Source organism: Verrucomicrobiota bacterium (assembly GCA_016871535.1).
GTDB lineage: Bacteria > Verrucomicrobiota > Verrucomicrobiia > Limisphaerales > SIBE01 > VHCZ01.
On the sequence record VHCZ01000002.1, the window covers coordinates 84349 to 93139 of the forward strand.

The window sequence follows — 8791 nt, forward strand, 5'->3', positions numbered from 1 at the left end:
TATGAAAAAAGTGATTTTTGCAGCGCTGGCCTCCCTGGCGATCCTTCCGGCCAACGCCCAATTGTTCTCGCGTGAATCCCTGGGAAGCGCGGCAGTCGGAGGCGTAATTGGCGGCATTATTGGCCATAACAACGGCCGGAAAACGGCCGAAGGAATCGGGATTGGCGCAGGGGCGGGCCTTCTGTTCGGCGCTCTGGCAGAGAATTCCCGGCGCGAAGCCTACGCGTATTCGCCGGCTCCGGTCGTGGCGGCCCCGGTTTATCCGTATGATGCGGTTCGCCCGAATTACACTGTGACCGGCGCCGCGCTGGGCGGATTGGCGGGCGGAATTATCGGCCACAATCACGGGCGAAAAACTGCGGAAGGAATTGCCATCGGCGCAGGCGCGGGCGTGGTTCTGGGCGCGGTCGCGGAACAAAATGTGCGCCGGCGTGAGGCTTACGCCGTGGCCCCTTCGGCGTACGTTCCTGCTCCCATCCCGGCTGGTCCGGCTGCTCCCTCGACCCCTGCTTCGGCTGCGATGGCTCCGGCTTCTCAGCCCGTGCCGCTCATCAGTCCTTCCTTTGCCACTCCGAGTCCGATGAGCGGCGCGAACGCGCTCTTCGGACGCTAATCTCCTGGCGGGGATTCTGCTCGCTGAACTTCCACCACACTGCAATTCTCTGACTATGAAAAATCCTGGCTTTCTTCAAATCTGCTCGGTCGCGGTTCTCTGCAGCCTGCTCCCGGGCTGCGCTTCGACCGGCGTTAAAAATCCTTCCGGCGTTCCCGTCACGGAAATGAAGGGCGATGAACGTGGTTTTGTCGCCGGCACGGGAGTCGAGTCGCAAGATTTGGTGTCGGTCACGGACCAAATGGCCCGCAAGATTCTGAGCATCGACCAGATTGTGAAAGCCCAGGCTACGCCCAAGGTTTATCTCCTCCCGGTCGAAAACAACACTCGGTTCCCAATCAACCGTGACGTTTTCCTCGATCGCATCCGAGCCCAACTCAATGCGAAGGCGACCGGCAAAGTGCGGTTCTTGGCCCGTGCCGCCAGTCCCGACGGGAGCCCGCAAAGGATCATGCAAGCCCTGGAACGCGAGCGCGACTTAAAGGAATCCGGGGCCGTGACCAGCAACGCCAACCAACCGGCGGCTCAATTCAGCGGCGCAGATTTTTTGCTCACGGGCAAACTCGGGAGTTTGACCACGCGCACCAGCAAGGGGGTCAGCGACTACATCCTTTACACCTTTCAACTCGTTGATGTGCGCACCACAGAGATCGTTTGGGAGGACTCGGCCGAGATCAAGAAACAAGGACTCGAGGACGCCGCGTATCGTTGAGGGCGAACGTGAGTTGAGTTGCGGACCAACCTTGACGTTCACTTCTTAAGGTTCGATGCCAATCGACGCCACATTTCCCCTTCCCATGAACCGTTCCTCCGGACCGTGGCCTTTAGGCCGCTTCCACGCTCGACTGCGGAGAGCGCGCGGAAGCAGCCTAAAGGCTGCGGTCCGCCCGGTTTTAGGTTCAAGGGCCATGTGCATGGCCCTGAGGCCAAGAAAACTTCCCATGAACCCGGTAGGGCGAGCCTGTCCCCAGCGAGCCGAGTCGGACGTGTTCCAAGCACGTCCAGCGGCTCGCCGGAACGGACTCGCCCTGCCGGGGTGGTCGGGCAGAACCGGACGGTCCTTCAGACTCTCGCTGCTCGGAGTCGCGGCCGCCTTGCTCGCGTGTGCCGGTTGCGCCACTCCAAAAAAATCCTCCTGGGTCCGCACCGGCGATCCGATCGTTGATGGCCACACGGCCATCGCGCAAGGCCCGGCCAAGGACAAAGTCTTGTGGCAGTACCGGACTGCGTTGGAAGCGTTGCGGCGGGGACAATTCAGCGAAGCGAAAACGCTGCTCGACGACGCGTTCCTGACCATTGGATCGGTCAGCGCCGGCGACAAAGAGGCTAAGAAATCGCGCGGCTACTTTTCCGAAGAAGCGCGCAAGACTTTCCGCGGCGAACCATACGAACGGTCCATGGCTTATTTCTATCGCGGCATTCTTTATTGGATGGACGGGGAACCGGACAACGCCCGCGCCTGTTTCCGCAGCGCGCAATTTCAAGACAGTGACACCGAGAACAAAGAATACGCCGGCGACTATACGTTGTTCGACTATCTGGATGGATTCGCCACGGTCAAATTATCCGGCGACGGCTCGGACGCTTTCAAACGCGCGGAAGCTCTGAGCAAGTCGGGCAAGCCCGCGCCCTACGACGCCAACGCCAACACGCTCTTCTTCATTGAATTTGGCCCCGGACCGAGCAAATACGCGACTGGCGAGTACCGCGAGCAGCTTCGCGTGCGCACGGTTCCATCTCCCGTTCGCGGCGCGCGCATCAAGATTGGCGATCAAGCGATCGAAGCCGGCGTGTACGACGACCTCAACTTTCAAGCCACGACGCGCGGCGGTCGCGTCATGGATCACGTCCTGGGCAACAAGGCCGTGTTCAAAGCCACGACCGATACCGTGGGCGACGTGGCGCTGATCGGAGGCATGGTGGCGGCGAGCAATCGGCGCAGTCAAGACGTCGGGCTGGGGCTGATTGCGGCGGGGCTTCTCAGCAAAATCGTTTCCGCGGCCACGACACCCGCGGCCGACACACGGGCCTGGGATAACCTGCCGCACTATTTGAGTTTTGCCGCAGTCCGGTTGCCTCCGGGACCGCAGACCGCGGTCGTCGAGTTTCTGAACGAACAACAGCAACCCATCGCGGCTCTGACGAAAGCGATCACGATCAACGTGGCCGAAACTCGGGACACCGTCGTGTTCGTCAGCGACCGATCACACACGACTAAGAACCTATGAAGACACATTTCGTTTGCCCATTTGCCGGTTCAAACAAGGAAGATTCTGTGAACCTGGATTCTCCCCTCACCCCGTCCCTCTCCCCCTCCGAGGGGGAGAAGGTGTCCGTAGGACGGGAGAGGGGGCCGTTGGCGGAGAGGGCTGGGAGACAGAGGCCTGCTCCATCAAGGCTGAACTGGCTCGTCGTTGTTTGCGCCCTGGCCGCAAGCCTGCTCGCAGCCTGCGCCACCGGCGGGGCCAAACCGCCTGTCAACACGACCAAATACGATCTGGAGAACAAAGCGCCCTTCGTGCCGATGGATTCCCGCGCGCAACGGTCAGTGACATGCTCCGGAATCCAGGAGCGGAAACTGGATGACGGGCGCATCGAGGTTGCCGCCAATGTTCGGAACCGCGAGAACCGGCGCATCCAGGTTCAGATCAATTGCGAGTTCAAAGACGAGCAAGGATTCGTCGTGGATTCAACGCCGTGGGAGACGCTCATTCTCACCGAGAACGGCCAGGAAAGCGCTCGCTTCACTTCCATGAACGACAAAGCGCGCAAATACACCATCCGCGTCCGCCAGGCGCGGTAGTGCCCCGCAAATCCGTGTGCATCCGTGGTTAGCCATTTTCAAAATCAGAGTCACACCTACTCTAGAACCTAGACCGCTATGAAATTACTGATTCTTCTCATGACGATCACTGTGGTCTCCACAAGCGCAATCTTCGCGCAGAAACAGCCGCCGAAAGCAGTTTCGCCAAACCCACCTCCGTCGCCACCCGTGGTGACAGCTCAGCCCGCGCCACCGCCACTTTCCTCCGGGCCATATGTCTATGAACACAAATTCAGCCCGGAACGGCCTTACCTGGTGTCCCCGGAACAGGCGCAAACGATCATCAATCGGTTCAAAGAGGCCTATGCCAAAATGGGCGGCCCGCGTGTGCTGATTTACGTCAACCGCGAATTGGTGGACGAAGAGTCGGGCCTGAAGCTTTCCGCGCGCAGCGAGCAGATCGAGACCTCGCGCGGGCACGTGGACAAGCGCTCCGGTTCAGTGACCGCGGCTTCTCCAGCCGCCGCTCCCAAAACACCGGACCCGGCCGGAGCAGTCGTCGCCGGCGACCTCAAGAAAGCGCTCACGGACTCAGCCACCGAGCCAGGAACCGTCTCCGGACAAACCGAGAAGGTCACGAGCAAAAACACCTATCGCGTTCGCGAAAGAAAAGAAGCGGCGCTGGCGGACAAGCAGACCGCCCGCGATGTCGAGCGGCTGTTTGGCCGGCCTTTGCGCATGGCGGGCGCGACCCTGGTGGACCAGCGCGTCGCAGCGCATTTGATCGGCGACAGGCCTCTGACGAACTTTGCCGTGCCCACGGAAGGCGAGCAGGCGCGGAAAGATCGTGAAGCGCTGATCAAGAATGCCGATGCCGTTTTGGAAATCCTGATTTCGTCGCGCCAGATCACAGTTCCGACGGCATCCGGGGACCGGACTTTCGCCGTGCCCGACATTCAAGCGACGGCGATCCGGTTGAAGGACGCGAAGATCATTGGCCAGGCATCGTCCTCAGATCTGATCGGGCAGGGATCCTCCAAAGTCGCGCGCAACTTTGGCGTGCGCGAAATCAGCGAAGGCACCGCGCTGGCGCTGATGGAGGACATGACGCAGTAGGACTAGACCGAAGGCATGTCCTTTCCTTCAGCCGAGCGCGTTCACGCCTCATCGCGGAAGTCGTCGTAAGCACTTTCAACTACGCTCGGGTTTGAGCGATGATCAGGGACAGGTGTCGGCGCGTCAGTTCTTCGGCCTTGCTCGCGTTTCGTTCAAGGAGCCGCCGGTTCGAGCGAGCGGACGGTTAGCAATTCATCTGCGGTCAACGGCTCGATTTGAGACTCGCGGACGGTCACGACGTCAACGGTCTCACCGACGGCATTGAACACTTCAAGCGAGTAGCCTGGTTCTTCTCCCGGTCGACCGGCGTGGTGTTCAACTACTGTGGCCACGTCGCCACGGCGCAGCCGGCGTTGCGGCAGGTCTTGCGCAAGCGCCACGCGAATGAACAGGTCATATTTCATAGCTTGTCCGGCAGCAACGTAACAAATTTCGTCTGGCCTGTCGCGACTTCTTTCATCCAGATGGTCAACGCGCAGCACGCGCAAGACGCGTCCGTTCGGCCCCGTCAGCGTCCCTCGAATCCTGTATTTCGTGCCGTATTCCGTTTCGTCAAACAACTGGGCGTCTAAGGGCAATAGTTGCGCGCGGAGATCACTCATCAGACGGTCCGCGTTTTCCAGAGTGTAGCCCGCGAGCGCGAGGAAACCTGACTTGTCATCTTCTTCTCTGCGGTGCAGCAGATACTCGTCAATTTTTCTTCGTGCGATGATCGCGTTGGCGGGCAGTTTCATTCCGGAGCACAACACGCAACATCGTGGCGGCGCGCTTGATAACGTGCAACACGTCTTTGATTGGCCAAGTCATTCACGCCTAAACAGGTCAGCCGCGCCATTCATAAGGGATGTCGGTTCTCATCCCCCCGTTCACTCGCAATCTTCTGTTCACATCCCCCTTGCCGGGCACGTCCGATTTGGAGAGAGTCTGGCGCGCTTATGACGAACCGCCTTCTTTTTGCAGCCTTTATGTTCATCGGAACCGCCGCTTTGTTCCCTTCGTCCACGGCCTTAGCCGCCGTGAACCCGGACAAAGATTGGCCGACCTGGCGCGGCCCGGCAGGCAACGGCCTCGCGTCGCCCAACCAGAGTCCGCCCGTCCGGTGGAGCGAAACGGAGAACGTTCTTTGGAAAGCAGTGATCCCTGGCCGCGGGCACGGTTCGCCGACGGTAGTGGGGGAGCGCGTTTATCTGGCGACGGCCGATCCGGAGCGACAAACGCAATCGGTGCTCGCGCTGGATCGTCAAAGCGGGAAGGAAGTCTGGCAGACGATCGTTCACCAGGGCACCCTGGATACCGGCGGACATCGGAACAGTTCGCTGGCATCCTCCACCGTGGCCTGCGACGGCGAAAGGCTTTTCATCAATTTCCTCCACGCCGGCGCCGTGCAGACCACGGCCCTGGACCTGAACGGCAAAAAGATTTGGCAGTGGAAAATCTGTGACTTCGTCCGGCATCAGGGTTTCGGTTCGTCCCCGTTCATTCATGGATCGTTGGTGCTGGTGACGGCGGATCACCGGGGCGGCGGAACGGTCGCGGGCTTGGATCGCCGCACGGGGCAGGTGGTTTGGAGTCAGTCGCGGCCGAAGATTCCCAACTACACTTCACCCACCGTCGTCCGCGCGCAGGGCCGCGAACAGATGGTCATGGCCGGCTGCAACTTGATTTCCAGTTTCGATCCGCAAACGGGAAAGAAGCTCTGGGAGATCGATGGTTCTACGGAAGAATGCGTGGTGTCGATGGTGACGGATGGAGAGCGCGTGTTCGCGAGCGGCGGTTATCCGCGAAATCACACCGTGGCCGTGCTCGCGGACGGTTCCGGCAAGGTGGCGTGGCAAAACGCTTCCCGCCTTTATGTGCCGTCGCCGATCGTGAAAGACGGACACCTGTATGGTGTGTTGGACGCCGGGTTCGCTGTTTGCTGGAAATCAGACTCCGGCGAGGAACTTTGGAAGACGCGCCTGGGCGGCGACTTCTTTGCGTCGCCCGTGATGGTGGGCGACCGCATCTTCGCTTCGAACGTGGCTGGAAAAACTTTTGTCTTCGACGCCACGCCGCAGTCGTTCAAGAGCGTGGCCGAGAATCAGCTTGGCGACGAAGCGTATGCTTCACCGGCGATTTGCGGCGACCGCATTTATCTGCGCGTGGCCAAGAACAGCGGCGCCCGACAGGAGTTCCTTTACTGCATCGGCGAGGCGAAGCATTAGCGCCGCGATCAAGCCGCGGCTTTCGTGCCGCAGTTGATGCTCATGATGCCGCCCAAAAGATTAATCACGCGCACGTGGGAATAATTCTCGCGCGCCATCAAATCGGCGATGCCCCGCTGGCCCGGATAGTGGAGCAGTGATTCGAGAATGTAAGCGTACGTCTCCCGATCTCCGCAGAAGAGTCGGCCGAACCACGGGACACACCAGCGAAGGTAACCGAAGTAGATTTTCCGCCAGACGGCGTTGTCTGGTTTGCCAAAGTCGAGCACGAGCAAACGACCACCCAGTTTTAGCACGCGGCCCATTTCGTCCAGCCCCGCTTGGAAGTTCTCCAGATTTCGCAGCCCGTAGCTGATGGTCACCACGTCGAATTGGGCGTCCTGACAAGGAATGCGAAGCGCGTCGCTTCGCAGGAAATGGGTGCGAACCGGCCTCTCTCCCTCTCTTCCCTGCGAAGGGAGGAGAGGGCTGGGGAGAGGAGGGTCGTCCTTATGGGCTTTCCCTTCTCCTCGATCCTCTCCCCACTCGTCCCTCGCGAGGAGAGGAAGATGGCGCTCAGCCCAAGGCCGCCGCGCCCGTTCTTGGGCGACCTTCAACATCGGCAGGCTGAAATCCAGACCGACCACAAAGCCAGCCGATTTCGCCAGTTGAAAAACGACGTCGCCGGTCCCGCAGCACAGGTCCAGGGCGCGTTCGCTTCTTTGCACGTTTGCCAGCTTCCCGAGCCGCCGCTTCCAGAGGCGGTGCAGGCCGAAACTTTGCAGATCATTGATGAGATCGTAGCGTGGGGCGATGGCGCCGAAGAGTTCGCGCACTTTGTCCGCCCGCCGCTCGTCCGCGGCATAGTACCGATTGGCCATCGCGCCCGCGACGTTAGCACAGGCGCCCGCCAGCATCCAGCGCCGGAGTGGCGCAGTGTATCCACAAGTTTATCAGTGATTCTGTCCTCGTAGCGCAGAGTTGCACTCCGCCGCATCGCAGAATTGCATTCTGCGAACCGCCGACCAGTCCACGGACCTGGGAGCTTGCCGACGCCATGCCGATTACAAATCGGCGATACCGCGGATTGGAAATCTGCGCTACGTCAACCGACAACTTGTGGATGCACGGATGCACCGGGAGTGGCGTGTTGACGAAGTGGAGGATTGCTTTGGGCGGTGGCTCTATTTAAGGTCAGGTTGGACCGGGACAGAATCGATCTCCGAGGCGTGTCGTTCGGCACGTTCCCGGATGCATGACGCGACGAAGAACCAGATGAGGCATTCATGGCCGCACCCTTGACGCCGAGCGAAGAAGCTCAAACGCTGCATACGATTGAGATGTTCGAGGTCATCGCTCAATCGAATCCGGCGGACTATGAATCGCTGGAGATTCTGAAGGAGGCGTATCACAAGCTGGCCCGGCCGTCCGACGTGCTCAACGCTTCCAAACGCATCGCGCAAGCTTACGTCCTTTCCGGGAAGCTTTCCTCCGCCATCCTCGAATTCGAGAGCATCCTTCAGGTTTTTCCGGACGACCGGGAAGTTCAAAATGCTCTCGCGGAAATTGAGAATCGCGCCACGAATTTTCCGGCGGCGCCCGCGCCCGCGCCCGTGGAAGTCACGGCCAAAGCCGCTCCCGCCTCGGCCAAAGCCAAATCGCCGGAGGAAGCCGGCGCAGCGGACGGGGACGACGGACGCCAGGCCATGCGGAAGATTCTGGTGGACGGCAAGCATGTGTCGCCGACCGATTTCGATCTTTACTGGAGCGCGCCCGACGGCAAAGAACCGGCCAGGCAAGTCGTCGAGCCTTTCCTGCAAATTCTCGCGGACAAACAAGTGCTGCCCCTGGATCGGTCGTTGTCCCTGGTCTGTGCGAAATCGCGGCTGAGCTATCTGCCATTGGAGAAGTACGATGTCGATGTGGAGCTGGTCCGTACGTTTCCGCGGGAGACTTGTTTGCGCTGGTGCGTGCTGCCGTTTGACCGTCTCAGAGCGTGTCCGAAAATTGCGCGGGGTCCTGCGGCGAGGGATTTTGGCTGTGGCCAAGGCGGCGAGGTCCGAGCATCCCCAACGCGGGCTGTAAGGACCGAGCCAACGCAGGCCACGGACAAAA

At 60.4% G+C, this 8791-nt stretch carries 10 protein-coding genes and 1 pseudogene; 8 read left to right on the forward strand and 3 right to left on the reverse strand.

Annotation, left to right across the window (positions count from 1 at the left end; genetic code table 11):
- Nucleotide 1: 1 nt before the first annotated feature.
- The 6 genes from FJ398_00745 to FJ398_00770 all read left to right on the forward strand — a co-directional run bounded on the left by FJ398_00745 (nt 2) and on the right by FJ398_00770 (nt 4493).
- A complete protein-coding gene (locus tag FJ398_00745; GenBank protein MBM3836483.1) occupies nt 2–613 on the forward strand; it encodes a hypothetical protein in 612 nt (203 codons plus the stop codon).
- Between the two features lie 55 nt (nt 614–668).
- A complete protein-coding gene (locus tag FJ398_00750) occupies nt 669–1325 on the forward strand; it encodes a penicillin-binding protein activator LpoB (protein MBM3836484.1) in 657 nt (218 codons plus the stop codon).
- Between the two features lie 18 nt (nt 1326–1343).
- A complete protein-coding gene (locus FJ398_00755) occupies nt 1344–1778 on the forward strand; it encodes a hypothetical protein (GenBank protein MBM3836485.1) in 435 nt (144 codons plus the stop codon).
- On the forward strand, nt 1708–2841 hold the full coding sequence (locus tag FJ398_00760) for a hypothetical protein (protein MBM3836486.1): 1134 nt from the start codon (nt 1708–1710) through the stop codon (nt 2839–2841). The genes FJ398_00755 and FJ398_00760 overlap by 71 nt, the downstream gene beginning before the upstream one ends.
- A gap of 296 nt (nt 2842–3137) precedes the next feature.
- Entirely contained in the window at nt 3138–3416 is a 279-nt protein-coding gene (locus tag FJ398_00765) for a DUF1425 domain-containing protein (protein ID MBM3836487.1), read from the forward strand.
- A 78-nt stretch (nt 3417–3494) separates the two neighbouring features.
- Entirely contained in the window at nt 3495–4493 is a 999-nt protein-coding gene (locus FJ398_00770; protein MBM3836488.1) for a hypothetical protein, read from the forward strand.
- Between the two features lie 152 nt (nt 4494–4645).
- Here the strand turns inward: FJ398_00770 and FJ398_00775 are convergent, their stop codons facing one another.
- Together FJ398_00775 and FJ398_00780 are read right to left on the reverse strand one after the other, a co-directional pair.
- Nucleotides 4646–4897 carry a DUF4926 domain-containing protein gene (locus FJ398_00775; GenBank protein MBM3836489.1) on the reverse strand — a complete coding sequence of 84 codons (252 nt, stop codon included), beginning with the start codon at nt 4895–4897 and terminating at the stop codon, nt 4646–4648.
- Nucleotides 4894–5227: pseudogene (locus tag FJ398_00780) on the reverse strand (hypothetical protein). The gene FJ398_00775 and the pseudogene FJ398_00780 overlap by 4 nt, the downstream one beginning before the upstream one ends.
- Nucleotides 5228–5428: 201 nt before the next feature.
- On the opposite strand from FJ398_00780, the gene FJ398_00785 reads away from it, so the two are divergent.
- The gene (locus FJ398_00785; GenBank protein MBM3836490.1) at nt 5429–6697 is read left to right on the forward strand and encodes a serine/threonine protein kinase; all 1269 of its coding nucleotides are present in this window, start codon (nt 5429–5431) and stop codon (nt 6695–6697) included.
- 8 nt (nt 6698–6705) lie between these two features.
- Here FJ398_00785 and FJ398_00790 read toward each other — a convergent pair whose 3' ends face one another.
- Complete coding sequence (locus FJ398_00790) at nt 6706–7593, reverse strand: methyltransferase domain-containing protein (protein MBM3836491.1); 888 nt, start codon at nt 7591–7593, stop codon at nt 6706–6708.
- Nucleotides 7594–7962: 369 nt separating this feature from the next.
- On the opposite strand from FJ398_00790, the gene FJ398_00795 reads away from it, so the two are divergent.
- On the forward strand, nt 7963–8791 hold an 829-nt coding region (locus FJ398_00795), incomplete at its 3' end, for a hypothetical protein (protein ID MBM3836492.1).

Coding starts and splice junctions, on each gene's coding strand:
- FJ398_00745 (MBM3836483.1), top strand. CDS start 2: ATGAAAAAAGTGATTTTTGCAGCGCTGGCCTCCCTGGCGATCCTTCCG.
- FJ398_00770 (MBM3836488.1), top strand. CDS start 3,495: ATGAAATTACTGATTCTTCTCATGACGATCACTGTGGTCTCCACAAGC.
- FJ398_00765 (MBM3836487.1), top strand. CDS start 3,138: ATGGATTCCCGCGCGCAACGGTCAGTGACATGCTCCGGAATCCAGGAG.
- FJ398_00775 (MBM3836489.1), bottom strand. CDS start 4,897: ATGAAATATGACCTGTTCATTCGCGTGGCGCTTGCGCAAGACCTGCCG.
- FJ398_00785 (MBM3836490.1), top strand. CDS start 5,429: ATGACGAACCGCCTTCTTTTTGCAGCCTTTATGTTCATCGGAACCGCC.
- FJ398_00750 (MBM3836484.1), top strand. CDS start 669: ATGAAAAATCCTGGCTTTCTTCAAATCTGCTCGGTCGCGGTTCTCTGC.
- FJ398_00790 (MBM3836491.1), bottom strand. CDS start 7,593: ATGCTGGCGGGCGCCTGTGCTAACGTCGCGGGCGCGATGGCCAATCGG.